Consider the following 25,589-nt stretch of genomic DNA (forward strand, 5'->3'; position numbering starts at 1 on the left):
TTGGAGGTTCGGGTTCGTGCGGGGGGGGTGGCATGTCATTCGGAAGCAGCAGTTGCTCGGCATCTGCTGGTGGGGCCGCTAGCGAGCCCACGCTGCGGGCAGGAGGGCAGACGGCGCGAGGGTGGGCGCTGTGGTGCCTCCGTCCGCTGGGCTCAACCCGCGCGTGCGGCGTACTGCGGTTGCTGTTTCTCGCCGTGCGCGGCGTGATCGCGGGCTGCCGCCTCCACCGCGTCGGACAGGCGGTCGAGCACCGCCTCCGCCTGCTCGTCGCTGATGGTCAGGGGCGGAAGGAGGCGGATGACATTCGCCCTAGGACCGCCGAGGTCGACGATCAGGCCGCGTCGCAGGCACTCCCGTTGGACAGCGGCGGCAAGTTCGGGAGCGGCGGAGGAAGGAGCAACGGTCGGGGAGGGCGCCTCGGCGAAACGGTCCGCAGTCACTCCCAGATCGCCCCCGAGCGGCGAGCAAGTTACCGCAACCTCGCCTCCGCCCCCACCCGCCCCGCCACTCACAGCCGCCCCACCCTCGAACTCCGGGTGCACCAGCTCCACCCCCAGCATCAGCCCCCGCCCGCGTACATCCCCGACGCAGTCGAACTGCCCTTGCAGGGAGCGGAGATGAGCAAGCATTCGGGCGCCCAGGATCGAGGCCCGTTCCGCGAGACGGTGTCGGCGGACGTGGGCGAGGGTGGCCGTTCCTGCGGCCATGGCCAGTTGGTTGCCGCGGAACGCACTTGCGGGGGCGGCGGGTTCGGCGATGTCGAGGTCGTCTCGGTAGACCACGACGGAGAGAGGCAGGCTGCCGCCGATGGCCTTGGACAGCACCATCACGTCGGGAGTGATCCCGCTGTGCTCCACGGCCCAGAAAGCGCCGGTGCGGCCCACTCCTGTCTCTGTCTCGTCGACGATGAGCGGGATGGACCGGTCGGCAGTGAGCTGTCGCAGGCGCCGCAACCAGGCGTCCGGCGCCGGGACCACACCCCCCTCACCCTGGACGACCTCAACGATCATCCCGGCGACACCCCCCGCACCCGGCGCGGTGAAGGCCCCGTTGGACACACCATCACGGGCGCCCTCAAAAGCCACACCATCGACACCATCCAGACCGCCCACGCCATCCGGACCACCCACGCCACCCACGCCACAACAAGCGTCCCCGAAAGCCTCCTCGCCCAGCCCCTCGCCCATCCCCTGCCAGGCATCCGCAAACGCAAGCACCCCGGTCCGCCCCGTTGCCTCCCGTACAAGCCCGAGCGCCGCTTCCACCGCGTCCGTGCCGCCCGGGCCGCAGAACTGCACGCGCGCGTGGTCGGCCAGACCGGGCGGCAGGCTACGGAACAGCTCGGCGAGGAAGGCATCCTCGACAGGGGTCGCGAGGCCCAGGGCGTGCAGGGGCGCACCGGAGTCGAGGACCTCGCGGATCGCCTCCAGCACCACGGGGTGGTTGTGACCGAGGGCCAGAGTCCCGGCACCGGAGAGGCAGTCCAGGTAGCGGCGCCCGTCCGCCCCCTCGACGGTCAGCCCACGGGCCCGCACGGGCACGATCGGCAAGGCACGCGCGTAGGTGCGGGCCGCTGTCGGCTCCCTTGTCGACTGGCGTCGCGGGTTCCCCTCGGACGCACATCCGCCGTACGAAGCCTCGGCCACGTCTGTCCGCCCTCCCGCTGTCGTCCGACGCCCCAGCCGAGCCGAACTCCCGCCAAGGGCACGGGGGACCGCACCCGGACAGCAGGCCCCCCACCGCTACCAACCCCGGATGCCGCACCGGGTTACGGGTTGCCTCAAGATCCTTGCCGTGACGGAACCGTTGCCGGTCCCACACATGCCCAGGCCCAGTGCACTTTGACATCCAATGACGACATCAGCCAGGTTCCGCCAATAATGGTCCACCCATGCGATTGCGTTCCACGGTCGCCAGCAGCGCGTCAGGGGGATGGAACGTGCAGCTCAAAGCAGCTGCCGGGCAGGTGGGTCAGGCGCCTTCCAAGAGGACGGTTCGTGAGCCTTTGAATGGTTCTGTCGTCGCCTGATGGTGTAGTACGGGTGAAATTCGGTGGTCCGCAGCTTCTGGTCATTGGGGGCGCAGATGGGCCATGAGCACGGCGCCGACCGGTTTTGCCCCCAGCAGGGCCGTGCGGATTGGTAACGTGCCGGGCATGACCGAGAGTTCGGGTGCCGATGTCGAGGGGTTGCTCGGTGAGGAGATCGTCGCTCTCGCCGCCAGTACGTTCGTAGTGGTGTTCGCAGGCGTCGGGCTGGGACGTGAGCAGGCCCGGAACCGGGTGGACAAAGAGCTGTACCGCCGGTTCGGAAAGCCTCGTGGAGGCGACGCCCACCATGCCTACCAGGCGGTCATCCTGCAGATCGTCCTGCTCTGGGAACGGGCGGGGGTCGCGGCACGGGCTGTTGCTTCAGGCCAGCTGGTTCTGCTCCCGGGCGGCGCTCGCCTGCTCAATGCCACCGACGCGGCCCGCGAACTGCGCACCTTGCTCTGAGCGGGCGGTTCGTGCGGCGATGTCCGCTTCTGGCTGAGGTGGGAGCATGGCCGCTGTCTGTCGGCTATTGCTTCCTGGCGAAGTTGCCAGTGCCGGCCTCGGTGAGAATCCCGAGTTTGACCAGGCGCTTCAGCTTGGCGCGGGTGCCTTCGACGTTCTTCGGCAGCAGTACATGGCCGAGGGCTTCGCAGACGTCCTTGGCCCGTAGCGGTGCGGTCGCGTGGTTGAAGGCGTCGAGGATGCGGGGGTAGTCCGGGTGCTCGGGCAGGTCCGGCGCGACGGCCGGGAGCCGGTCGGCGAGGCCAGTGACGATCTTGCGGGTGATCGCGAGGTGCTCCAGGTGCGTCTCGGCCTCCCGTAACCGGGTCTGCAGGTCGTTGATCTGTGCGCGGAGGCCGTTGGCCAGGGGGGCCGGATGTTCACGTTGCCGCCGCCTGTGCCTGGCGCCAGGTGGGGGCGGCGCCCCCGCCGATACGACCGGCAAGGATGTGGCGAAAAGGGCTCGATGAAGCCGTGCGCCTCGGGCGGTGGGCGGTTGAGGCGGCCCAAGGGGACAATCCCGATCTGGCATTGTGTCGGTCCAACCTCGGGCTCACGCTGCATACCCGCTACGAACGCCTGGGAGTTGCTCAGAATCTGACAGAATCCGTGCACCTGTGCCGCATGGCCGTCGATGCCGCAGCTTCCGGAGACCCCAGCCTGCCTGTGTACATGACCAATCTCGGTGTCGCCTTGCATGCTGCCGCCGATGCGGGCCGCGACGCGGAGGCGGACACTGCTCTGGCCTCGTACCGGGACGCGGTGCAACGGTTACGGCCCCACCATTGACGCCGTGGCCGGCAGCCTGCCGAGCCTCGGCGACATCCTGCGGACACGTTTCATCCGGCACGGAGATTTTGATGACCTCCGGCAGGCGATCGAGGTCGGCCGGGAGGCGGTGCGGTCGGCAGCAGACCATCCGCGCCGCGCAGCCCACCTGTCCAACCTTCCGAGACGTCCGCCAAAGCAGAGTGGTCTGGCTTGTCCGGGATGACGACGGAAGTCCGGCTCCCCTCTTCGCGGGCGGCACGCGAAGCCTTCCCTCCTGGTCTACCTCGGCCCGCGCCCAGAGGGCAGCGAAGATCTGGGGGCATGGGCTACGCGTTGCGTCCATGCCCTTGGCCATTCGGTCCCACGGCTCTTGAGTGAACCCTCGGCCTGCCGGTTCAGGGGCGGGGTGGGGTTCCCAGGAACCGGTGGAGGGAGGTCGTCATGCTGGTGACGAATGTGTCGCGGGTCGGGTCATCGAGGTGGTCCAGGGACAGGTAGGGGTTGAGGTCCTCCAACTCGACCAGGAGCAGGTCACCCTCCTGGGTACGGCAGGCGTCCACGCGCTGGATGCCGTGATCGAGGGTGTTCCAGTCGATGAAGCGGCGCGCGAAGTCGAGGTCGGCTTCGGTGGGCTGGAAGGGCTCAAGGACCCAGCGCCGTTCGGGGTCGGGGGCGTGCAGGGCGTACTGGAAGGCATCGTCGACGTAGTAGAACGACACCTCGTAGCGAAAGTCGATGCGGGGCTGGACGAGGATGTCGCCGTAGGTGAGGTCAGCCAGCTGCTCCTGAGGCACGAAGCTGAGGCCGATGGAGTCCGCCCCCGCCTTCGGCTTGACCACGTACTGGTCGGCCGCGGGCAGGCGGCCGAGGTCCTGGGGCCGGTCGATGGTGGGGATGACCGGGTATCCGGCCGCGGTCAGGTCCAGCAGGTATTGCTTGCCGGCCATGTCGGCCCGGCCGGACAGCGGGTTGTAGACCCGGGTGCCGCGCGCTGCGGCCTGGTCGCGGAAGGCGTCGTATTCCTTCTGGTAGTGCAGCACGGGGCCGCTGTTGCGGACCACGACCGCGTCAAAGGCGTCCATCAGAGCCGCAGCGTCCAGCGGATGGCACAAAGCGACGTCGAAGTCGTTCCGCAGCCGCGACGACAGGAAGATGTCCTCGTCGCAGTAGCGCCGCCCCCGGGCCTCGTAGGCGAGATCGGTCACGAACAGAACGCTGGGGCGGTCGGACACGGGGTAGCTCCTGGGTCGGTGGCCACCAACCTACCCAAACCGCCGGGCACCCCCAGCACCGGACGGTCCTGCCTATAGCCAATCACTCTCAGTAGCCGACACACCCACGGTGGAGACCTTCGGCGGCATCAGGCAGCGTCGAAGACGATGCCTGCCTCACGCGGGGCCATGTCCGTCAGCAGGCTCTGAATCGTCTTGTGGTGGAGTCCGAAGCTGAACAAGGTCCCAGGGCGACGGCGAGTCCGCCCCCGGACCGGGCAATTGCGTCAGGACTAGGTCGGTCCGTACTGATCGTCGGTGAGGGCGCACGCGGTGCGCAGGCCCAGGTGGCCGCGCTCGCGGAACGGCTCAACGCCCCCGTGCTCACCACCTTCCGCGCCAAGGGTCTGGTGCCCGACACACCCCCTGGGCGCGGGCGTCCTGGGCCGTTCCGGTACCCCCGTCGCCTCCTGGCTGATGACCGAAGCCGACCTACTGCCCTGCTCGTCGTCGGCGCCTCGTTCTCCAATCACACCGGCATCGCCCCGTACAAGCCGATCATCCAGATCGACGACTCCCCGGAGGCGATCGGACGGTTCACCCGCGTCGACATCGGCCTCCTCGGTGACGCCACCGTCACCCTCACCGCGCTCCTCGATCGGTTCGGCCCGCTCGGCCCCGAGGTGAAGGCCGTCGACCAGCGCCACGACACGGCCGCCCGCTGGGGCATCTGGCGGCCCGAGAAGGCACGCCGGGCCGCCGACGACCGCGGCCAAGGACTGTCCTCGGCCGCCGTGTTCGCCGCCCTGACCCGGCACTGCCCCACCGAGGCCGTGATGACCGTGGACGTCGGCGACCACGCCTACTCCTTCGGCCGCTACTTCGAAAGCGCCGGCCAGCCCGTTCTGATGTCCGGCTACCTCGGCTCCATCGGCTTCGGCTACCCCGCCGCCATGGGCGCCTGGGCCGCCGACCCCAACCGGCCCGTCGTCGCGGTCACCGGCGACGGCGGATTCGGCCAATACCTCGCCGAACTGACCACCGCCGTCAAACACGGCATGCCCATCAAGCACGTCCTGCTCGACAACGGCTCCCTCGGCAAAATCAGCAAGGAACAGCTCGCCGGACACCTCCCCGTGTGGCAGACCTCCCTGGTCAACCCCAACTTCGCCGACTTCGCCCGCTCCTGCGGCGCCACCGGGCTCACCGCCCGCCCCCCGGACGAACTCGACCATGCCATGCGCGAACTCTTCGCCACCGACGGCCCCGCCCTCCTCCACCTGCACACCGACCCCACGCTGGTATGACCTCTGAACCCCGTGATCTGCTGATCACGGAGCTGACATGTTCGCCCTTCCCGCAAACGACGGCTTCCAGGTCAGGGCTCAGGCCGTTACCTTCCACGGCCTGGCCGAAGGCAAGGAGCGTCTCCCGCTCATCCTCGGCGCCCCGGCGACAGACGAATGCCTGCCGGGCGGGCACAGTGCAAGGACCCCTAAGCCGGCGGCGACGAGCGTTGGGAGGAGCGGAAGGCGAGGGGGGTGCGGCCGGTGTGGCGTTGGAAGAACTTGCCGAAGTGGGTGGCGCTGGTGAAGCCGAGGTGGGCTGCGATGGTGGCGGCGGGTTCGGTTCCGTGGGCGAGGAGACGCTTGGCCTCCAGGGCGAGGCGCTGGTCGAGGTAGTCCTTGGCGCTCAGGCCCGCCGCGGTCTGGGTGGCGCGGGTGAGGGTGCGGGTGGAGTAGCCGAGTTCGCGGGCGTAGTCGTCGATGCGGTGGGTGCGGGAGAAGTCCCGTTCGACGGCGTCGCGAAAGCGCAGGAAGGGCTCGGGGGCGGATTCCGCGCCCTGGCCGTGCTGCTGCAGGTGGGCCAGACGCAGGAGTACGACGTCGAGCAGGCGGTGCAGCAGCGCGGTGTGCACCGGCGGCGGATGGCGGTCCGACTGGGCGAATTCCGCGGCCAGTTGCTCGGCCGCGGCCGCCAGAGCGGGGGCCTCCGAAGGATCGGGGCTACACAAGGGCATCGGGGCGGTGGTGGCGCCGAGGCCGGCCAGTTCGGCGGTCTCAGGGGCCACGAAGTCCTCCTGGAAGAGGATCATGATGGCCTCGGCCTGGTCGGGGTTCTGCCACTGGTGCACCTGGCCGGGCCGGATCCACAGCCAGGAGTCGGGCGGCAGTACGTACCCGGTGAAGTCGACGCGGTGGCGCAGGGTGCCGGAGGTGACCAGCAGCAGGGCGTGGAAGTCCTGCCGGTGCGGGGTGGCGATGTGCCAGGGCCAGTCACGGGTGCGGTCGCGGAAGTCGGCCAGGGCCATCACCTCCAGGCCCGCCGGGGTTCCGGCCGGAGGCTGGAAGACCACCTTCGGCAGTCCCGTCTCCCGCCGACCAGGCTTCTGCCGCGCTTGTCGCCTGTGGACCACCACGAGACCGCAGCGTACCTCGCCGGTCGTCGGGTTCCGTCGCAGTATGGAGTCGTTCCAGGGGCGGCAAGCCGAAGGCGCGCGGAAGTCAGCCGTTGTCCGTTGCGGTCGATGGTCGGTCGTGAGCCGGCCACCCACCATCCGCCCCTTTCGCCATCTCCTCACCCACGTCGACAGGAGCACAGCCATGCACGGAACCCTCACGGTCATCGACAAGGGACCGGTCCGTATTCACAGCTACAGCGCGCCCGAGGACGGTCTGGACGTCAACACCCAGCTGATCGAGACGCCGTCGCGGATCATCGCCGTCGACGCGCAGTTCGTCCTCGCCTACGCCGACGAGGTCGTCGCCTATGCCAGGAGCCTCGGCAAGCCGCTCGACCGCCTTGTCGTCAGCCATGCGCACCCCGACCACTACCAGGGCGCGGCCCGCTTCGGCGTTCCCGTGCACGCGCTGGCGGAGACCACCGCGGAGATCGTCGCCACGGGCGCCAAGACCGACCTGCCCACCGGCGCCCCGATCCCACTCGCCGACATGACCCCGACCGTGGAGATCACCCCGGGCACCGAGGTCATCGACGGCATCCCCTTCGAGTTCGAGAAGGTCACCGGCGGCGAGATCCACACCACCCTCGTGATCAAGCTGCCCGAGCAGGGGGTCCTGGTCGCCCAGGACGTCGTCTACAACCGCACCCACCTGTGGTTCCTGGACAAGGACTTCGACGGCTGGCAGGCCAACATCGACCGCTTCGCCGCCCAGCCCGAGTACGACACCATCCTGCCCGGCCACGGCGAGCCGACCACCCCGGCCATCTGGGCCGAGCTCACGGAGTACGTCAACGCCGGCCGCGAACTGCTCGGCGACGACGGCGACGCCTACAAGAAGGCCATCACCGAGCGCTACCCCACCTACCAGGGCGCCGCCCTCATCGACGTCTCCAACGCCTACATGTTCGGCCCCAAGAGCTGACACGTCTCCCGGCCCGCGACGCCCCGGCCCGCGCCGGCCGGCGGCGCCACCGGCGAGGCTCCCTTCGACGCCACGCACCTCCGGCCGGCCGACAGGAAACGGACGGCCGCGGTGTCACCTCAGGACCAGGCCAGGCGCGTGGTCGCGGCCATGGCCTCGTCCAGTCGCGGCAATCGCGCCGTCGACCATCTCTCGCCCGAACGGCACCACACCCGCTCCAGTTCCACGACGACCACGTCACCATGCCTCTGAGGGGATCAACGCCTGTGCCGGAGACGACGTCACCGGGTCAGCGGACGGTGAGGACGATCTTGCCCGTCGTACGTCCCGTCTCACCCAGCGCGTGTGCCTCGGCGGCCCGGGCGAGCGGGAACGTGGCCTCGATGTGGGCCCGGAGCCTGCCCGAGCCGGCCAGGTCTGCGATGGCGCGCATGCCCGCGTGGTCGGCCTCCACGAGCAGCACCTCGAGCCGCACACCGAGTTCCGCGGCCTTCTCGGCCTCCTCCGGCGTGCCACCGCCGAGGAGCGACACCAGGGTTCCGCCCTTGCGCAGTACGTCCAGAGAGCGGGTACGGGTTTCGCCCGCGAGGGGGTCGAGGACCACGTCCACGTCGCTGACGGCCTCGGTGAAGTCGACGCTCCGGTAGTCGATCACCTCGTCGGCGCCCAGCTCACGCAGGAACGCGTGCTTGCCCGCGCTCGCCGTGCCGATGACGTACGCGCCACGGGCCTTGGCGATCTGTACGGCGAGATGGCCGACCCCGCCCGCGGCCGCGTGGACCAGGACGCGCTGTCCCGGGCGGACGTCGGCGGTGTCGACGAGAGCCTGCCAGGCGGTGAGGGCGGCGAGCGGGAGGGCGCCCGCCTGGATGTGGTCGACGGAGGCGGGCTTGGGCACGAAACACCGGGTGGGGGCGGTGACGTACTCGGCGTGGGAGCCCGCGCCGTGCGGGTAGGGCAGCATGCCGAAGACCTCGTCGCCCGGCTTGAACAGGGTGACGCCGAAGCCGACCGCCTCGACAACTCCGGACACGTCCCAGCCGAGGACGAACGGCGGCTCGCCGACGAACGCGCCACCGGCCCGGTGTTTCCAGTCGGTGGGGTTGACACCTGCCGCGTGGACGGCGACAAGGATCTCGCTCACGCCGGGCGCCGGGCGCGGAACTTCGATCTCCTTCACTACTTCGGGGCCGCCGTGGACGTCCTGGCCCATCGCGCGCATCGAGGCATTCGCATCAGTCATAGGTCAAGGCTGCGGCAGCGACTACCACCCCGCAATGGCAAGATTGCCAGTATTCGATAGGATCTGGCCATGGGGCATGAGGAGATTCATCGGCGTCATCCTGTTCAGCTTCTGGGGCACCGCCCTCATCGCGTGGTCGTGCTGGCACTCGAAGGCGTCTACCCCTTCGAACTCGGCATCCCGAACCGGGTCTTCGCCTACGCCGACGGACGGTACGACGTGCGAACCTGCACCGTCGACGGGCGCCCGGTACGCACCAGCGCCGACTTCACGGTGACCGTCGAGCACGGCCCCGAGGCGCTGGAGAGCGCCGACACAGTGGTCATCCCACCGTTCGACCACACCATCGTCTCGGACCGGCTGACGGAACCACTGGCGGCCGCGGTCGCCCGGATCCGGCCGGGCACGCGGATCGTGTCCATCTGCACCGGCGCCTTCCTGCTCGCGGCCGCCGGGCTGCTCGACGGACGGCCCGCGACCACCCACTGGGTGCTGGCCGACGCCTTCCGCCGGCTCTTCCCGAAAGTCGCGCTGGACGCAGAGGTGCTGTTCGTGGACGACGGCGACATCCTCACCTCGGCCGGGGCCGCGTCCGGCCTGGACGTCTGCCTCCATGTCGTACGCAAGGACCACGGCAGCGCGCTCGCCAACCGCGTGGCGCGGCGCTGCGTCGTACCGCCGTGGCGGGAGGGCGGCCAGGCGCAGTACATCGAGCAGCCCGTCCCCGACCCGTCCTCGGCGGGAACGGCGGCGACCCGGCAGTGGGCCCTGGAGCACCTGGACGAGCCGCTGACGCTCGCGGACCTGGCCGGACACGCGCGGATGAGCGCACGGACCTTCGCGCGCCGCTTCCAGGAGGAGACCGGCACCAGCCCCGGACGCTGGTTCATTCAGCAACGGGTCCACCGGGCACGGCAGTTGCTCGAGTCCAGCGATCTGTCCGTGGACCAGATCGCCGGCGAGGTGGGCTTCGCGACGGGAGCCTCGCTGCGGCAGCATCTGCACGCGGCGATCGGGGTGTCCCCGCTGGCCTACCGGCGTACGTTCCGTACGGCGCCGACGGGCCTGGGCCCCCTATGAGCCAGGCCCCCTAACGAGTCCGCTGAAGGGGCACGTCGATGAGGCGCGTTCCGGGAATTCTCGCGGGCAGGGACCCTCATGGTGGGGTGAGTCCACCGTGTGGACCCAACGTGGCCGGGCGGCAAGGGCGTTGGTGTTGTCGGCGACCGACGGCGGGCTGGACGTGGGCGAGGCTCAGTCGTGCGGTCCGGCGCCGTGCAGGAGTGTGTCGATGACGAGGGTGGCCAGGGCGTCCGGGTCCTGGCCGTCCGGGTCCTGGGCGGCGTCGGGCCGGTTGATGGCCTCGCTGAGGAGGCCGATGTACACCTGCCGCGTCCACTTGAGGTCCGCGTCCGGGGCGATCAGTCCCTCGCTCTGCGCTCTGCCGAGGAGGCGGAGGGTGCGGGCATTGATGTCGTCCCAGAGGGCGGCTGCGGTTTCGGTGTGGGGTGTGGCGTGGCTGAGGGTGTACGGCCATGAGGTCTTGACCTTCAGGACGTTGGCGGTCACCCGGTGGAGGGCGACGAGGGCGGGGGCGGCGTCGGGCCGGGCGTCCTCGATGGCGTCGATGAGCTGCTGCTTCGCGGAGACGGCCAGCGCCTCCAGGAGTGCCTGCCGGTTGGCGAACCGCCGGTGCACGGTGATACGTGTCAGTCCCGCCGCCTCGGCGATCTGCTCCGTGGAGGCGCCGGCGTCCTCGGCCAGTACCCGCTCGGCCGCCTCCAGAATCGCGCGCACACTGCGCTCGGCATCTGCCCGCAGTGCTCGGCCCATGTCTGTCTCCTGTCGCGTCGTCGGTTCCTGACTTCTCGTAGAGGATACGCGAAAGCTACGAATCCCCCATTAACAGATTCTTACTTGTTTCCGTTTTCACATTAATTGATACAGAGGTGAAACTGATCAGGGATCATGTCGGTCCTGGGATCGAGAGCTCAAGACCTGCGAGAGCGGCCTGGTTCGTCCTGGCAGATGACCCGGTCGGGCGGCCAGGAGGACTCGTGACGACACAGCCGATACCTAGCTTCGAGGCATGTCGATCATGCGGGAGTTCCTTCGCCGGACCCGGCTTACCGGTGCCGCCGCTCCCAGCTCCCCCACACTCGCGCAGGCCATGACCGCCGGTCTGGGCCTTGAACGTGCCGACGCCGTGGTGGAGCTGGGGCCCGGCACCGGCGCGATCACCGGTGCGTTACCGCGGCGGCCGGCTCCGTGGGCGCCGCCGTCGAGGTGGTCCACGGCTGCGCCGAGGAGCTGGCGACGATCGTCCCGCACCCGGTCGATGTCATCGTGTCCGGGCTGCCGTGGATCGTCATGCCGCAGGGGCGGCAACACCGGATCCCCGACGCGGCGGCCGAGGCACTCAACGCGAGCGGCCGGTTCAGCACCTTCGCGTACGTCCACGCGACGTGGACACCGCACGCCCGACGGTTCGCCGCCGAGCTGACCGCACGCTTCTCCACCGTCGAGCGCAGCCGGGTGGTGTGGCCGAACGTCTTGCCGGCGTACATCCACCGCGCCGCCATACCCATTCACAAGAGGTCACCGGCGACAGCCTCCGGAGACACCTTGACGATGCCCCCTTTACCGCCGACAGCGATACCGGCCGCGCCTACGGCTCGCCAAGGCGAAGGAATCCCCCCGCGAATTTATCCATATCAGCACTTCAGTACGGGAACACACTATGACTCAGCACAGCATGTTCAGCATCGAGACCGTGGCGCCGAAGATCCGCAAGGTCACCTTCTCAAATCCTCCCGTGAACGTCGTCGGCGCGGACACCGTCACTCAACTGGTCGACGTCGTCGATGAGCTGAGCCGGGACGAGCAGGCTCAGGTCGTCATTTTCGACAGCGGTATCCCCGGGTACTTCTTCAACCATGCCGATCTCGGCCAGGTGCCCGACCTTCTGGCGCTGAACAGCGCTGACGGGACTCCGACGTGGGTCGACCTGGTCACGAGCCTGACCAGTGCCCCGTTCGTCAGCATCGCCTCCATCCGCGGGCGCACGCGGGGCGGCGGGGACGAGATCACCCTGGCCTTCGACCTGCGCTACGCCAGCCGCGAGGAAGCGTTCTTCTGCCAGCCCGAGGTCGCGATCGGTATCGTCCCCGGCGGTGGCGGCAGCGACCGTCTGGCCCGGCTGCTCGGGCGGGACCGCGCGCTCGAAGCGATCCTCACCAGCCAGGACTTCAACGCCGATACGGCCGAGCGGTACGGATGGGTGACCCGCGCTCTGCCCGACGCCGAACTCGACGACTTCGTGAGCGGCGTGGCAGCGCGCATCGCCTCCTTCGACAAGCAGTCCGTCCTGGCCGCCAAGGCGCAGATCAACCGGTCGACTCTGCCGCCGGTGGCCGATCTGCGAGCGTCCTGGGCGGAGTTCGCGGAATCGGTCAACTGGCCGGGATTCCAGGCGCGCATCCCGCAGCTTGGAAAGGCCATCGCTGAAATCGGGCTTGAGGAGATCGAGCGAAACCTGGGCCATTACGCCAGCCTCATCAACGAACAGGCATAAGCGCGTCCCACGGTGCGGGCCCTGCTGGTGCTGACGAACCGGGAAGTCGCCCGCTGATGGATGATCTTTTCGCTGGACTACTTCCTCGGACCTGCCCGAGCCTCCCGACGCCTACGCACACCAGGCCATCAGACGTGCACTTTCACGATGCACCGTGCGCAACTGTGTCAGGCGTTGTTAGGAGCCGTGCCACAGCGCAGGAATAGACATAGTTGGCTTTCATTCCCATTCCCCCGCTCCATGTGAATTTTCCCCACTGGCCGTGATGGATCCAGACGCATTCCGGATCAAAGCTGTAATCGACCTGCACGGTCGCGTAGATGGGGCGGTGACAGTCGTTCAGAACATACGCCCGCCAGGCGTGACTGACCGGGGAGTAGTGCTCGCTGGTGATGGCAGCACAGTTGAGCCGCGTCTCCGCCGTGGAACTCGGGCCGGGAGGCGGCGAGGACTCAGCCGCAGCAGGGCAGGCCCCGATAAACGACAGCGCCAGGCTGATAGCTAGCACGGATGCCGAAACCCGCATGATCACCTTCCTTCGTCCGTGCCCGACACCTCGCCAGGTAGTGGGGATACTGCCCCGGGGACCGCAGCCAATTGCTACTCAAGCGGGTGAATCTGTTGAATGTGCGTCGCTTCGCGCCGTTACTGACCGGTGCAGGCTTGCGGGATGTACGGCTCCGCCTGGCTCTCGAATGCGCGACGTCGACCGGCCCCGTCGAGCCCCCCTGCCGGCAGGGGGCGATGCGCGGGCGCCATACCCAGCGTCCATCATGACCAGGACCTCCGGCGCCCACCTGCCACTCGCCAGCGGGACTGGTGGGCGGTGTGGAGACGACCATGCATGTCCATCGGATCAGTACGCGTAAGCAGCGGCCGACGCGTCCGCACCGGGATAGTCGTAGGCCCGGACGGAGCACGAGTTGCGTACCCAGCCGGTATCGACATGGACACGGCCGTGGGAGGCAATGCAGCGGGACCAGTTCGTTGGGCAATTCCAGCTCTTCGCACTCGACTCGGCCCCCGTCCGTACGTCCGCTCGATACTGGAATTGGCACCCGTCATCATCTCCGGCGAAGGCGGGTGCTGCTGCGGTAGGCCCGGCTAGCGCACCGGCTACCAAAATCACCGCCGACAGCGCAGTGCTTGTCCGCTTGCGGGCAAATAAATTCGCCATGGAGCATCCTCAAAGTTCGCAGTGTCAGATTTGAACTCGTACTCACGACTGCCAACTATCCGTGCTGATTCCCCACCACTGCAGCAGTACGGTCCTCCGTTCACCCGGAGGAGGTATCCAGTAGGCGGGAGCGCCTCCATCGAACCGAGCATGCATCACGCCTGGCGGTCGGGGTTCATGAAGTGCTCCTGAGCCTGAGCACTGGGCACCATGACCTTCAGGTAGGGGTCCCAGTACCAGGACCGTTCGGAAGCCGTCCAGGACTCGAACGAGTGCCCCTTGTAGTCGATCGTCTCGCTGCCCGTTTCCCCGTCACATTCCCAGTCCAGGTGCAGCCGCCAGGTTGTTTCATAACCTTCACTCAGGTTCAGCACCTGCAACATCTTCTTCTCGCCCTTGCTCACCTTGAGGGATCGCCGACGCAGTTCTGGGAGAGGCTTAAAGTCCATCGCGGTTGGCTTGCATACGACTCGAGCGCCTGGGGCGAGAGGAACCCCGAGGTCCAAGGCGAAGTAGTCGTCCGTGGGGCCTGATCCCTTGCCATAGGTGGGGAGCAGGCACGGCACACCAGAAGGGCGACGCTTCTGTGAGGCGACCTCTGCCCAAAGGTTGCTGATCAACACGTCCTTATCCGAGCCCGCTGTCACGGCGAGTCCGATGACCATGGGGCTGGGAAAGGAACCGATCGAGATGAGGGCAGTGGACTCACTCTGCGGCGGATCGTGGCGGGAAGCCTTGAGGAGGGCCGCCGTTGCCTTCGGCAAGGACTTCTCTCCCTCGGGCAGCTTCCAAGGGCTCGGCCAGAGCGTGATGTCTGGAACGGCGACTTCAATCAGAGGATTTGGCTCTTCTTTAGCCATGGTCTTGTCTTTCAGGAAGCTCATGGAGCTGTGGAAGCCGTCGGTCAGGAGATCGACGCATGCCGTGGCCAGACCGGCGCCAAGTGTTCCGAGGAAAGCGGCGGTCACGAATCGGCGCCGAGCAATTCGGGAGCGTTCTTCATCTGACAGGCCGCGAGAGGAAGATTGTTGAGGCGGCGTGGTCGGCGACGTTGTGGTACTCCCAGCCCTGGCCGCAGGAACGTTGTCGGGCCTTGCCTCGGTGGTTGCGCGTGCGCCATCGCGATCGTTCATGTGCTGATAACGCCTCCAGTGAAAGCGGAGTACCGTGACGAACTGGCGCGTAGGTGCACAGGGGGCGGGCGATGGGCGCAAGTAAGCACGGTGCATCGTGAAGAGTGCACGTCTGATGGGGGTCCCTGAGCACGCTGTCGAGTTGCCGGGGCTGGTGCCGGCGGGTCAGTCCGATAGGACCTCTTCGGGGATGGCCTGTTCTGGCTGGGGCGACTGTGGCGGCGGGAACATGTGATCTTCTAGCGCGGCCAGCGCGGACACCATGAGGAACAGCATCACCGGGATGAGAAGGGCTATCAGGATCACGATGCCTCCCCCGCAGAGCAGTGATCACAGCTGTTGCCTGGCAGCCTGGTCACGCTCACCGTGCCGCCGAACGGGGTACGCCGCACACCAGAGCGAGGCTGGCGTAGGCCGATTGGGTGACTACCACGACGTTGGCATGTAGCAGCTGCACCGAGATGCCGCATTCGGGTGAACATGTTTACCTGAAAGAGGAGGAGATCACTGATCGGCGAACCCGTACCGTCGAGAAATCGAGGCACGAAGGAGCAGGTCGAATGCGTCGTCGCCTTACGAAAACTGCGCTGTCCGGAGCGGCGCATCTTGGGATCGGTTGAGACCTCGTCACGGTACCTGGCCGAAACACGGGTCAGAGCCGCGTAGTAACGGCTGCGGTGCGTGACCAGCCTGGGTGTCCCGGTGGTTCCGCCGGTGTAGAGCAGTGTCGCGGCATGGCGGCCGTCGGCTGCCTCGTGCGGCACGAGGTCGGTATGGTCCGGGGCCACAGCAAGGAAGTCCGTCGCCAGTGCCGACCGGCTGAGACCGAAGACGTGGGGGACATCGACCCGTCCAGTGATCTGCCGGGCCCGTTCCTCGAGGCCGGGATCGAAGAAGAGGGCCTTGACCTGGGCGCGTTGGACGAACGCCGCCAGCTCGCTGTTGCCGGGCTCGGGCGGTACGAAGACCAGCCGGCAGCCCGCGAAATGCACGGCCAGCATCAGCAGGAGAGCTTCGGGCGAGTTCTCCACGAAGAGGGCGACCCCGTCGCCGTTCCCCAACCGGGTGTCTCTCAGGACTGCGACGTACCGGAGAACCATTCTCAGAGCCTCCGTGCCGCTGATCCGCCGCGTCCCGGAGACGATCGCGTCTCGACTGCCGGTCGCCTTCAGCCGGGCCAGCACGTTGACGGTGTAGTTCTCGATGGAATTCATTGCCCTGTTCTGTCGCGAGAGGACGAGAAGAGACGGCTGGTCCGGCCGGCCAAGGTGTCACGGCATGTTCCGCGTTGACAGCGCCGAGACCGGCACCGGCACCTCGCCTCGGATCCGGTCGGAGCCCGGCAACGCTCCGCCGTGTGGCCGTACCCCGCCGGGCTCCGTGCCAGGCGGGGTACGGCCCGGTCGGCGGTCACCGTGCCCGTCGGCGTGGGCGTTGGCGACCGTCTCGCGGCGGATGTGCTGTCAGCGGTCGAGGAAGGTGTTCACCTCGGTGCCGAACTTGACGGCGTACTGGTAGAGGAAGCCGTGGCCGGCGTCCGGGTAGATGTGCAGCTGGGCGTTGGGGAGGTACTTGGCCAGCAGGTGGGAGTTCTCGGCGGGCATCAGGATGTCGCTCTCGCCGTCGGCGACCAGGACCGGCTGGAAGAGGGACTTCAGGCGGACCATCTTGGACTTGTCGGTGATGCCCCATTCGGACCACGCGGTGAGCTGGTGGTCGCGGGTGGCGAGGCTTGTGGGGGCGTCGGGGTCGGTGGTGCGCTGCCCGAGGCGTTGCAGGAATTGTGTGCCCGCGGCCTGGCTGGTGGGGGTGTTCTTGAAGAACAGGAAGAGGTAGTCCTCGGGGCCGGGATTGTCCTTCAGGCTGTGCTGCAGGATGTTGGGGTCGGAAGCGCGCTGGTTCACTCCGCCCTGGGGGCCGGTGGCGGCCAGGACGACGCGGCGGACCTGCCAGGGGCGGCGCAGGGCGACCTCCTGGGCGACCTCGCCGCCGAGGGAGAAGCCGAGCAGGTCGTAGCGGGGCAGCTTGAGGGCGTCGATGAAGTCGATGGCGTCCAGGGCCATCTGCTGGTTCGTGCTGGGGGTGGTGCCGGTGGAGCCGCCGACGCCGACGTTGTCCACGAGGATGACCTCGCGCTTGGCGGCGATGGTGTCGATGAGCTTGGGGTCCCAGCTGTCGAGGTTGCCGCGGAAGTGCTGGAGGAAGACCAGGGGCACGCTGCCCGCGCTGGGGTGGCCGAAGCGGCGGTACTGGTAGGTGACGCCGTTGGCGGCCTTGACGCGCAAGTTGGGGGCGGTGCTGGCGCTTACCGCGTTCTGCGTCTGGGTGACCGCGTGCCCCGTGCCGCTGGAGCTGCTGCTCACGGCGTTGGCCATGCTCGGTGCCGTGGCGGCGACGGCCGCGACGACCGACATGGTGACCAGCGCCATCGCGGTGCGCCGGGAGATACGGGTACGTCGGTTGGTTGAGGACATGCGATTTCCTTGAGTCGGGCCGGAGGTCTTCCCCGGCGCGTTGAACTGGCCGTGCGCTGCGCGTACGGGTGTCTGCGGGGCGCACGGATCGTGAAGCTGTTTCTGACCCGGCGACCTCGTCAAGCCGGGCCCGTCGCCGTAGGGTCTGAAGGCCCCGATGGATCCTGTGAGCGGTCGCAGGGCGCACCGGAGGTCATGGTCTGCGCGGGGAGCTGGGAGCGACGACGCCGGTGAGCCGGGGGCGGCGCAGGAACTCCCGCATGATCGACATGCCCAGAAACTAGGGAGCGGCTGTGTCGTCGGGCGTCATCCCGGGCGCCCGGCAGGGTCATCCGCCAGGCCGACACCGAGTCATCCGCCGGGGCGGACCAGTCCGCTCTCGTAGGCCAGGACGACGGCCTGGATCCGGTCGCGGATGTGCAGTTTGGCGAGGATGCGGGCCACGTGGGTCTTGACCGTGGTCTCGCCGAGGAACAACTTCCCGGCGATCTCCGCGTTGTTCAGCCCGCGACCGACCAAACCCAGCACCTCACGCTCACGGTCGGTCAGTACATCGAGGCGTGCATCGGCAACCGGAGCGACGACGCCCGTGACATACCGGTCGATCAGCCGCCGCGTCACCGACGGGGACACCATCGTGTCGCCGCGCAGCACGCCACGTACCGCGACGAGCATCTCGGCGGCCGGAGCGTCCTTGACGAGGAAGCCACTCGCTCCCGCACGGAGCGCCGCGTAGGCGTACTCGTCGCGGTCGCAGGCGGTGAGGACAAGCACCCGCGTCTCGGGCAGTGCGGCACGCACTTTGGCGGTGGCCGAGATGCCGTCCAGGCGCGGCAGCCGCGCCTCCATGAGGACGAGGTCCGGACGCAGCGTGAGTGCCTGGGCCACGGCCGTCTCGCCGTCCCCGGCCTCGCCGACGACCGTCAGGTCCGTCTGGCTCCCCACCACCATGCGCAATCCGGCCCGCATCAACTCCTGGGCGTCGCAGATCAGTACGCCGATCTCCGCCGTGGTGCCCCCGCCCTCCGAGCGTGCGCCGGTCAGCCCGTGCCCGGACGGCGTCTGGTCGGCGTTGCGTGCACCGGTGTGGACGGCGGCGCCACGGCTGAACGGCTCAACAGCGAGTGCCCAGCCAAGGTCCCGGTCTGTTCCGCTGACGAGGACGGTACTGGCGGACATGCCCATGAAATCCTCCTGGCGAACGGGGTAACGCGGTCAACGGGGTCCGGGTGAATGAGAAGTCGCACGCTGATCTCACCGAAAGGCTTGTCGATGCTCTGTGCCCACGGGTGGGCCGGCCACAGGCGCGGTAGGTCAGATGTTCCTGTCAGCGACCTGGGGGCCTGATGGGATCGGCCTCGCACGCGCGTCACCGGCCGGACGGCGTGCTTCGAACACGGCCAGTGCGACGACGATCGCGGCGGCGACGACCGCCGCCAGGTACGCCGGGGCCATGGGCGTGACCGTGCCTGCGACGATCAGAGCGAACAGCGCGAGCAGCCGTGACGAGAGCAGGTCGTCGAACAGGGTTGCCCCGTGCCACACCTGTGGGACGAGGTAGAGGGCCGGCCCGCCGAAGAGCAGCAGGTTGGTGACGATGCCTGCGTGGTCGACGGGGTGGACGATGACACGTTCGTCGGCCACGGCGGCGGCGATCAACCCGGCGACCGTGGCCATGAGGCTGATGACGCCGGTGCGCCCGGCGCGCATGGGGTCCTCGGTCCGCTGGAAATGGCGCACGACGCGCTCGGAACGGCTGAAGTACAGCCAGAACAGCGCGACCGTGCCGGTGAGCGCGACACTGCCGGTGAGCAGGGTCATCGGCTCGTACGGTGCCGCCGTGAGCGCCGTGCCGGTGGTCATGACCGTCTCACCCAACGCGATGATCACGAACAGGCGGCCGCGTTCCAGCAGGTGCCCGCCGGCGAAGGTGACCTGCCGGGACTCCAGCCTGCGGCCGGGCAGCGGGTGCGCCGTCCACGTGCCCGCCAACTCGATCAGCAGCGCCGCGGCCCACCACGCCAGCCGCGCGCCGCCGGTGACCGCCGCGCCGGTCAGCCACAGGGGTGCGGCCGCCACGAACCAGACCAGAACACGGCGGAAGTGCTCCTGGTTGACCGCATCGAGGCCGACGGTCAGCAGCCATACCGTCCGGCCGATGTGGATCAGCAGGAAGGTGGCGGCGAAGAGCCACCCGGCGTCGCTGAAGGCTCGCGGGATCGCGGCGTTCATGAACAGCCCGGCGAGCATGACCGCCAGCAGCATCCGGCGGGTCCGCGGGTCCTCGGCCGGGACGAGGGTGACCGCCCAGGTGGTGTACGCCCACGCCGCGTAGACGGCGAGGTAGAGCACGAGGGTCTGGGCGGCGCCGGTCCACGTCGGGTGGGCCAGCAGCTGATGCGACAACTGGCCGATCGCGAAGACGTAGACCAGGTCGAAGAACAGTTCCAGCGGCGTGACCTCCCGGCGCGCCGGATCGCTGGTCGACTCCACGATGGGTCTCCTCGTTCGGGGAGGCGTTCCGACTCCCGTGTTGTCGGGCTTCGTTGAGTGGTCAGTCGGCGAGGAAGGCCGTCACCTGGGCGGCGAAGTCCTTCGCGTGCTGGAAGAGGAAGGCGTGGCCGGCGTCGCTGTAGGCGACGAGGGTGGCGTCGGTGAGGTGCTGGACGGCGGTGTAGGAGGCCAGGGGGGTGATCATCGCGTCCTGCATGCCGGTGGCGTAGAGAACGGGCTGGTCGATGCTCGCCAGGTCCGCCCGCACCTGCTCGAAGGGGATCGCCGCATCCTTCGCGATCGCGGTGATCTGGCCCATGGCCGCCACCTCGGATACGTCGGGAAGCCCCGTGGCCAGCCGGGTGGCCACCCTGGCGAGGTGCGCGTGCCCGGCGGCGCGCCCGGTGTCCGTCTCGGGGAAGAACAGGTAGACCCAGTCGTCCCCGGTGAGCTCGGGCTTGGTCATGGTGGCCCGTATCTTGGGGTTCGGGTCGGGTGCGCCGGGCACTGTTCCGCCGGGGTTGGCGGCCGCGACGACCAGCTTGCGGACCAGGCCGGGCCGGGTGCGGGCGATGTGCTGGGCGACGGTGCCGCCCAGCGTCCAGCCGAGCAGGTCGACCTGCGTCAGGCCGAGGGCTTCGATGAACTCGACGGCGCCGTCGGCGAGTCCCTCGACGGAGTCGGCCGGGGTACCGGTGGTGTAGCCGGTGCCGAGGTAGTCGAACACGATCACGTCGTGGTCAGCGGCCAGGTGGTCGAGCAGCTCCGGGTCCCACCAGTCGAGGGTGCCCCGGACCCGGTTCAGCAGGACCAGCGGGGTGCCGCCGCGCGGGCCGAGGCGCCGGTAGGTGAAAGTCGCGGAGGGGCCCTCGACGGTGCGGTTCTCGGCCGCGTCTGCCAGGTAGTCGCTCATGACGAACTTCGCTTTCCGTTGCGGGGATTGGGCGTCAGGCGGCGGGCAGACGATTGAGCTTGCGCAGCTGCTGGTCGAACACGCGGGACGGGACCATACGGCGCATCGTGCGAACGCGGCCGGTGAGGGCGCCAGCGGTGTAGCGCAGCTTGGGCTTGGCATCGGTGGCCGCCGCGACGATCTCCTTGGCGACGACGGAGGGGTCGTCGCCGTCCTTGACCGCCTGGGCCATGTACTCCTCGAAGACGTGCCGCTGGGGTGCGTAGACGTCCAGGGGCTGGTCGGGGCGGACGCTGGCCGCGTCGAAGGCGGTGTTGGTCCAGGCCGGTTCGACGAGCAGGACCCGCACCCCGTACTCGCGGACCTCGTGGTCGACGGACTCGGAGTAGCCCTCGACGGCGTGCTTGGAAGCGGCGTAGACGGCCATGTAGGGCTGCGGCATGAAGCCGACGATGGACGAGATGTTGATGACGCGTCCGCTGCGCGCCGCGCGCATGTGGGGCAGGACGGCGTTCGTCATGCGGATGACGCCGAAGACGTTGATGTCGAACAGACCCTGCGCCTGCGCGGCGGAGCTCTCCTCGGCGGCGCCCGCCGAGCCGATGCCGGCGTTGTTGACCAGGACGTCGATACGCCCGAACTTCTCGATCACCTCACCGACCGCCGCGGTCACCGAGGCGTCGCTTGTGACGTCGAGGTCGAGGAAGGTCACGCCCGTGAGCGGGGTGACGTGCACGGTGTCGCGGCTGGTGCCGACCACCTCGTAGCCCGCCGCCACCAGCGCGAGGGCGGCCGCTTTTCCGATACCGGAGGACGCACCCGTCACGAGGGCTACCGGCTGTGTTGTCGCCATCTTGGACTCCTGATTCGAGCATCGGGACGACTCCCCGATCGGTTTCATCAATGTATCAGCTTTAAAGTAAAGAGCAACACAAGAGCATCAATTAATGATGAATCCGTAGCGCCCATGCATCCTTTACGGAGAGCGAGGCGGGAGGCGTCCAAGTGGGTCCTCGCCGGGTCGACGGGGCTGCCCTGCAGCCGTACACCGGCGGTGAACATCCGCAGCGTCGAGCAGGACGCGGCAGGCTAACGGCCGTGCGAGCAGCCGATCAGGGTCGTCCGGGCCACACCAAGAGCACGAGGACGGTCCAGGCGGGCTGTGTCGGTGTTGCGGTGCACGCCGAGTGGCAGCGGACGCCGTGTCGACATCCAGGAGACCGCGAGCGTCCGTAGCAGTGTTCGATCGCGGTCGGCGTCCAGTGGAGGTGGGAGCAGCATTTCGGCCGGCGTACCGGGCACTGCCACACTCGCGGCGGCGCACACGCGGGTGAACGGCCGCTCGAGGCCGGCGAAGCCGGCTCCAGGAGCGGCGATACAAAAGCGACTGCGGCAGGTGTCGCAGACGACCTTGCGTCATCCTTCTGTTCGGGCATCGCGGGTGCGCATGCGGCAGGGTGCGCCGCAGTACTCACAGACGTGGTCTGCAACTGCCTCATGTCAGTGGGGTACTGGACACTGGTTGTGCGTGCGGCTGTGAGACCCAGGGGGAACGACGTGAGTAACGATGCCGTCCAGCTCGAGAAGCGTATCCGCTTCGCTTTGAGCACCCTCGGCGAGAGCAACAGCCACCACGAGTTCGAGGCCCTGTGCCTGGGCCTGGCCCGCCGTCGGATCGCCAGCAATCTGCTGCCCGCGACCGGCCCCGTCAGCAGTGGCGGGGACCAGGGCCGGGACGCCGAAAGCCACTGGAGCAACATTCCCCGGGAGCTGCCCGGCACGTCCCTGTTCGCGTCGCTGGCCTCCACCCAGCGGGTGGTGATGGCCTGCACCATCCAGGCCGCCGACATCCCCGGCAAGATCCGAAGAGACCTGGCATCGATCTGCGGGCAGGGCACCCCCGTTGACCGCGTCATCTACTTCACGGTGACTGCGTGCCCACCAGGAAGCGGCACGACCTGATCGACGAAGCCACCCGGGCGCACCAGGTCGAACTGGAGATCTGGGACGCGGCCGCCCTCGCCCTCCACCTCGCCGACTACGACCTGTTCTACCTCGCCGTCCAGTACCTCCACCTGCCCTCCGACCTCACACCACCGCGCCCGGACGGAGCCGGTGAACTTCCCGACTGGTATGTCGAAGCCCGCCGGCGATGGCAGGCCAACGACGAGCCAGCCCGCACCCTGGGCGACCTCGTGGACCTGCGGGGCCCGCTGCGCCACGCCACCTTCCACGAGGAGGCCCGGGCCGATCTGCCGGAATGGATCGGCCACACACGTGCCCTGCTGACCGCCGCAGCGGGAGAGCACACCGCCCTGCGGGCCCGCTACGAGATTGTCGTGGCCACCCTGCGCGGTCTTGGCGACATGCGCCCCACGGACCAATTGGCCCGCGACTTCTTCGACACGGTCACCGTCAACGACACCCTCACCGACCCCGGAATTCTCGAGGACGCCGTTGTGCTCCTCGGATACGGATTCGGGGCGTTGGTGCGCCGCCTCACCGCGCTGACCGTAGAGGACCTGTGCAGCTGGCAGCACCTGCTGGCAGACAAGATCGACCGCCTGCTGGCTGCAGAGCCGCCCCCCAACGCCATGGCCCATCTCCTGGCCATGCGGGCTCGCCTGGCCCTGCATGCCGACATGACGACCGCTGACCTCGAATCCGTGCCCGAGGACCTGCCGACCGTCGCAGAGGTCACCGCATCGGTCCGCGAAGCGGTAGAAGCCGGCGAGCCAATCCCTGCCTTGCACTCGGAGCCGCCGCTCACGGACCTCGACACCGGCATGCGTATCCTTCTCCGGCTGGGCCACCACCTGGACAACGCGCCGCTGTTCCCCATCGAGCACACTGCCGACCTCTTCGACTACCTCACCCCTCTACTGGTGGGCCACCCCCTGTACCGGGAGGTCCGTGACCTACTCGATCAGGCCACCGACCGGGTAACTGGCCAGAGTGCACGCGGCGAACGCGCACAGTCACGGGGCCACGCTTTGATCAAGAGCGGCCGCATCCCGCAAGCGCTCCAGGAGATCCACGAAGCCAAGGCCAACTGGCTGCGGGGCGACACCCTCGAGGGCGGCCTGATCATGCTGCTGCTGTGCGCGCGCCTCTACAGCGAACTCGGCCTGCCCATCGCTGCCAAGCAGTACGCGCTCGCAGCAGCCACCGCCGCGAAGTCCTCACTCGCCCTGGAGCTCAACCGCTTCGTCCCCCGCGGGATCATCCTCGCCGCCCAGTACGACCGCCAAGCCGGAAACTGGATCACCGCCACCCGCCTGTTCTGCATCGGCCTCATGGCGCAGAACGCCTACTGCGACGAGCCGTACCACAACGAACGCTATCCCTATGTCTGGGACATGATGGGCAATCAGGCGCTCACCCTGCGCGTAGCCGACGCGGTGAGACCCGGCGTCGTCCCCCTGCTCCGCACGATCACCGCCCCGGCGGGCATCGACACCATCATCGACGAGATGCTCGCCACGACCGCCGACGTCCCCACGGCATCCGGAGAGGCGTACGCCGAGGAGGCCGATGCACACGGTGTGGGACGGCCCTTCAGTGACGCCGGTCCCACACGCTGCTACGCCTGGAACGCGCTCGGCGTCGACTGGGAGATCACCTGCCCGAACGACCGGCTCTCGGTGCTGGCCGCGGAACGCTACACGGCAGCACTTCAGGTGTTCCTCGGTGAACTCGCCGTAGCAGACCCGCTGTTCCTGCCCGGACGCCTGAGCGTCGAGATTCGCGCAGACGCCACCCTGCCCCACGACCTACCCGCTGTCTGCGACCAGAGCACCGACCGTGACACCAACCGATGGAGGCTGCGCCTGCCCACAACCGCCCCCGCAGACCTGGAAACAGAACCGTCCCGCCTGCTCACTGCCCTGGTCAAGGTGGTGCTCTCGCAGTCGCTTCTCTCCGACGAGGCATTCATGAACCTCGTCGAGCAGGCGCTCGCCGACGGCCTCTGGCACAAGCTCTTCGTCGGCCGCCCCTACGACGAACTGGCCGACTTCCTGAGAGCCGACGACTACAAGACGATGGCCGTGCTCGCCGACCCAGCCGTCGGAGCAAGTACGCCGCGCAGCCCGGCGAAATCGGCTGCTCTGCCGGCCCGGACCGGGCCCGGACCCGGCTACGAGCACGAGACAGCCCTCAACACCGTCCGCAACCGCTATGCAAACCTGCTCCCCATCGTCCGCTACACCCTTCCCCGCCTGGCCGCAGACCCTGGCTTCCGATGTATGGCCATGCGGTTGAGGCGCGAAGGGTGGCGCGACTGGCACCTGCTGACCGCCATCGCCAACGCGATCGGAAACCATCGCGCCCACGAGCAGGGCCTGCGCCCCTCCCCGGGCGATTCCCCAGAACACCTGGCTCGCATCCTCGCCGCCATGCAGGCCCCCGAGCGGCCCGACGACCCACCTGTTCCCGCAGAGGCATTCACCGAACATGCCCTGCGCTCGCACCTCTCCGTGGCTGCGGTGAGCACCGCGCACGGCTTCGGCCTCTCCATCCGCCCCGGTCCGCTCGACTCTCAGGCACTGCTGTCGGTGCTTGGTGAGCGGTACGGCTACTGGACGGACGACATCGAGCACACGGACCCGTTCGGCTGGTCGATCGCGCAGGACGACACGATCTGACCGGCCAGTGCGTGGGCGCAGGGATCACCTTGAGA

General features: G+C 68.4%; 23 protein-coding genes. 7 read left to right on the top strand and 16 right to left on the bottom strand.

The features are described 5' to 3' along the window. Positions 1-152 precede the first annotated feature (152 nt). On the bottom strand, positions 153-1,646 hold the full coding sequence (locus tag OG866_RS11380; RefSeq protein WP_329333912.1) for an aminotransferase class III-fold pyridoxal phosphate-dependent enzyme: 1,494 nt from the start codon (positions 1,644-1,646) through the stop codon (positions 153-155). Positions 1,647-2,155: 509 nt separating this feature from the next. Between OG866_RS11380 and OG866_RS11385 the strand changes: the two genes are divergently transcribed. Beyond that, positions 2,156-2,494 carry a hypothetical protein gene (locus OG866_RS11385; protein WP_329333914.1) on the top strand — a complete coding sequence of 113 codons (339 nt, stop codon included), beginning with the start codon at positions 2,156-2,158 and terminating at the stop codon, positions 2,492-2,494. 64 nt (positions 2,495-2,558) lie between these two features. On the opposite strand, the gene OG866_RS11390 is transcribed toward OG866_RS11385, so the two are convergent. Both OG866_RS11390 and OG866_RS11395 read right to left on the bottom strand, forming a co-directional pair. Beyond that, positions 2,559-2,900, bottom strand: a complete 342-nt coding sequence (locus OG866_RS11390; RefSeq protein WP_329344038.1) for a hypothetical protein — start codon at positions 2,898-2,900, stop codon at positions 2,559-2,561. A 799-nt stretch (positions 2,901-3,699) separates the two neighbouring features. Beyond that, positions 3,700-4,536, bottom strand: a complete 837-nt coding sequence (locus OG866_RS11395) for a hypothetical protein (RefSeq protein ID WP_329333915.1) — start codon at positions 4,534-4,536, stop codon at positions 3,700-3,702. A 200-nt stretch (positions 4,537-4,736) separates the two neighbouring features. Here OG866_RS11395 and OG866_RS11400 point away from each other — a divergent pair, with 200 nt between their 5' ends. Next, positions 4,737-5,822 (top strand): thiamine pyrophosphate-binding protein, encoded by a 1,086-nt coding sequence (locus tag OG866_RS11400; protein ID WP_329333916.1) that lies wholly within the window; start codon positions 4,737-4,739, stop codon positions 5,820-5,822. Positions 5,823-6,010: 188 nt separating this feature from the next. Here the strand turns inward: OG866_RS11400 and OG866_RS11405 are convergent, their stop codons facing one another. Further along, a complete protein-coding gene (locus tag OG866_RS11405; RefSeq protein WP_329333919.1) occupies positions 6,011-6,934 on the bottom strand; it encodes a helix-turn-helix domain-containing protein in 924 nt (307 codons plus the stop codon). Positions 6,935-7,118: 184 nt separating this feature from the next. Here OG866_RS11405 and OG866_RS11410 point away from each other — a divergent pair, with 184 nt between their 5' ends. After that, entirely contained in the window at positions 7,119-7,901 is a 783-nt protein-coding gene (locus tag OG866_RS11410; protein WP_329333921.1) for an MBL fold metallo-hydrolase, read from the top strand. 289 nt (positions 7,902-8,190) lie between these two features. Here the strand turns inward: OG866_RS11410 and OG866_RS11415 are convergent, their stop codons facing one another. Next, positions 8,191-9,123, bottom strand: a complete 933-nt coding sequence (locus OG866_RS11415; RefSeq protein WP_329344040.1) for an NADP-dependent oxidoreductase — start codon at positions 9,121-9,123, stop codon at positions 8,191-8,193. A 153-nt stretch (positions 9,124-9,276) separates the two neighbouring features. Between OG866_RS11415 and OG866_RS11420 the strand changes: the two genes are divergently transcribed. Next, positions 9,277-10,224 carry a GlxA family transcriptional regulator gene (locus OG866_RS11420; RefSeq protein ID WP_329333923.1) on the top strand — a complete coding sequence of 316 codons (948 nt, stop codon included), beginning with the start codon at positions 9,277-9,279 and terminating at the stop codon, positions 10,222-10,224. 174 nt (positions 10,225-10,398) lie between these two features. Here the strand turns inward: OG866_RS11420 and OG866_RS11425 are convergent, their stop codons facing one another. Together OG866_RS11425 and OG866_RS11430 are read right to left on the bottom strand one after the other, a co-directional pair. Further along, positions 10,399-10,977, bottom strand: a complete 579-nt coding sequence (locus OG866_RS11425) for a TetR/AcrR family transcriptional regulator (RefSeq protein WP_329333924.1) — start codon at positions 10,975-10,977, stop codon at positions 10,399-10,401. A gap of 404 nt (positions 10,978-11,381) precedes the next feature. Continuing rightward, a complete protein-coding gene (locus tag OG866_RS11430) occupies positions 11,382-11,732 on the bottom strand; it encodes a hypothetical protein (protein WP_329333926.1) in 351 nt (116 codons plus the stop codon). Positions 11,733-11,899: 167 nt separating this feature from the next. Here OG866_RS11430 and OG866_RS11435 point away from each other — a divergent pair, with 167 nt between their 5' ends. After that, the gene (locus OG866_RS11435; RefSeq protein ID WP_329333928.1) at positions 11,900-12,718 is read left to right on the top strand and encodes an enoyl-CoA hydratase/isomerase family protein; all 819 of its coding nucleotides are present in this window, start codon (positions 11,900-11,902) and stop codon (positions 12,716-12,718) included. Between the two features lie 142 nt (positions 12,719-12,860). On the opposite strand, the gene OG866_RS11440 is transcribed toward OG866_RS11435, so the two are convergent. The 9 genes from OG866_RS11440 to OG866_RS11480 form a co-directional block, all read right to left on the bottom strand. Further along, on the bottom strand, positions 12,861-13,244 hold the full coding sequence (locus OG866_RS11440) for a hypothetical protein (protein ID WP_329333930.1): 384 nt from the start codon (positions 13,242-13,244) through the stop codon (positions 12,861-12,863). An 806-nt stretch (positions 13,245-14,050) separates the two neighbouring features. Next, positions 14,051-15,028, bottom strand: a complete 978-nt coding sequence (locus tag OG866_RS11445; protein WP_329333932.1) for a hypothetical protein — start codon at positions 15,026-15,028, stop codon at positions 14,051-14,053. A 165-nt stretch (positions 15,029-15,193) separates the two neighbouring features. After that, the gene (locus OG866_RS11450; protein ID WP_329333934.1) at positions 15,194-15,334 is read right to left on the bottom strand and encodes a hypothetical protein; all 141 of its coding nucleotides are present in this window, start codon (positions 15,332-15,334) and stop codon (positions 15,194-15,196) included. Next, entirely contained in the window at positions 15,331-16,242 is a 912-nt protein-coding gene (locus OG866_RS11455) for an AMP-binding protein (protein ID WP_329333936.1), read from the bottom strand. The genes OG866_RS11450 and OG866_RS11455 overlap by 4 nt, the downstream gene beginning before the upstream one ends. Before the next feature lie 249 nt (positions 16,243-16,491). Beyond that, positions 16,492-17,502 carry an alpha/beta fold hydrolase gene (locus tag OG866_RS11460; protein ID WP_329333937.1) on the bottom strand — a complete coding sequence of 337 codons (1,011 nt, stop codon included), beginning with the start codon at positions 17,500-17,502 and terminating at the stop codon, positions 16,492-16,494. Positions 17,503-17,853: 351 nt separating this feature from the next. Continuing rightward, a complete protein-coding gene (locus OG866_RS11465; protein ID WP_329344042.1) occupies positions 17,854-18,504 on the bottom strand; it encodes a response regulator transcription factor in 651 nt (216 codons plus the stop codon). Between the two features lie 312 nt (positions 18,505-18,816). Then, positions 18,817-19,995: a low temperature requirement protein A gene (locus tag OG866_RS11470; RefSeq protein WP_329333938.1), complete on the bottom strand. Its 1,179-nt coding sequence runs from the start codon at positions 19,993-19,995 to the stop codon at positions 18,817-18,819. A gap of 61 nt (positions 19,996-20,056) precedes the next feature. Further along, positions 20,057-20,908, bottom strand: coding sequence for an alpha/beta fold hydrolase (locus OG866_RS11475; protein ID WP_329333940.1), 852 nt, complete (start codon positions 20,906-20,908; stop codon positions 20,057-20,059). Between the two features lie 34 nt (positions 20,909-20,942). Next, the gene (locus OG866_RS11480) at positions 20,943-21,761 is read right to left on the bottom strand and encodes an oxidoreductase (RefSeq protein ID WP_329333942.1); all 819 of its coding nucleotides are present in this window, start codon (positions 21,759-21,761) and stop codon (positions 20,943-20,945) included. Positions 21,762-22,465: 704 nt separating this feature from the next. Between OG866_RS11480 and OG866_RS11485 the strand changes: the two genes are divergently transcribed. Both OG866_RS11485 and OG866_RS11490 read left to right on the top strand, forming a co-directional pair. Further along, positions 22,466-22,870, top strand: a complete 405-nt coding sequence (locus OG866_RS11485; protein WP_329333944.1) for a hypothetical protein — start codon at positions 22,466-22,468, stop codon at positions 22,868-22,870. Beyond that, the gene (locus OG866_RS11490; protein ID WP_329333946.1) at positions 22,843-25,554 is read left to right on the top strand and encodes a hypothetical protein; all 2,712 of its coding nucleotides are present in this window, start codon (positions 22,843-22,845) and stop codon (positions 25,552-25,554) included. Before OG866_RS11485 ends, OG866_RS11490 begins: the two co-directional genes overlap by 28 nt. Positions 25,555-25,589 lie beyond the last annotated feature (35 nt).

The sequence above is a fragment of the Streptomyces sp. NBC_00663 genome, from assembly GCF_036226885.1.
Lineage (GTDB): Bacteria > Actinomycetota > Actinomycetes > Streptomycetales > Streptomycetaceae > Streptomyces.